The sequence below is a fragment of the Oleiphilus sp. HI0117 genome, assembly GCF_001635235.1.
In genome coordinates this window covers 1-854 of record NZ_LWGA01001455.1, presented here as the reverse complement: position 1 = coordinate 854, position 854 = coordinate 1, and the positions used below count along the sequence as shown (strand labels likewise).

The window sequence follows — 854 nt, the reverse complement described above, 5'->3', positions numbered from 1 at the left end:
TGCGGTCCATTGCAAAGCTGAAGCCACTCGTTGAGGCCGATAGATAGGGTGTATCAATTTGCTTTAGGTTGCCAATCGCAATGACCTTAGTGCCTGGACCAGCTCGTGATATGAGACCGTGCATTTGTGCAGAGGTCAGGTTCTGGGCTTCATCAATAATGAAGATCTTGTCGGAGAAACTTCGGCCTCTCATAAAACCGGAGCTTTTTATTTTTACGCGGCTTTTTAAGAATTCAACACTCGACTTCCTTTCGAAATCGGTGCCGTTGGGGTTGGCGCTCAATGTTTCCAAAGCATCGGTGATCGCGCCCATCCAAGGGCCGATTTTATCTTCTTCTTCGCCGGGTAAGAAGCCGATATCTTCACCCATTGGAACCGTGGCCCGAGTGACAATGATTTCATCATAAAACTTATCTTCGTACACCTGGTGTAGTGCCGCAGCTAGGGTTAACAGAGTTTTACCTGTCCCGGCTTCTCCGGCGATGGTGACGAAATCAATTTCAGGATCAGTGAGTGCTGCCAAAGCAAAATTCTGTTCTTTGTTTTTAGCTTGAATTCCCCAGCAATGATATTGAGATTCAAAATCGGGTAATAACTCAATCGTAGCCGTCTGATCGACAACTTGTCTCAATTGGCCGCGGAAAGTTTGATTACTGCTGGAGTCTGAATATATGTGAGTATTGATGCTCCAGTTGCGAACCCAGGGAGCAGTAATGTGATAGGTGATAAGCGTGCCAAATTCCTGAGAATCCTCTCGGTCAATTTTGATATCTATACCAGGCGCTTCCCACATTTCATCGGTAATTTCGACTTGGCCACTAAAGAGTAATTCGTCACCGACATTGGCTACTTGG

At 46.1% G+C, this 854-nt stretch carries 1 protein-coding gene; it reads right to left on the bottom strand.

Annotation, left to right across the window (positions count from 1 at the left end; genetic code table 11):
• Positions 1-854 (bottom strand): PhoH family protein (locus tag A3757_RS24335; RefSeq protein ID WP_156506560.1); only part of this gene is annotated, 854 nt, incomplete at both ends.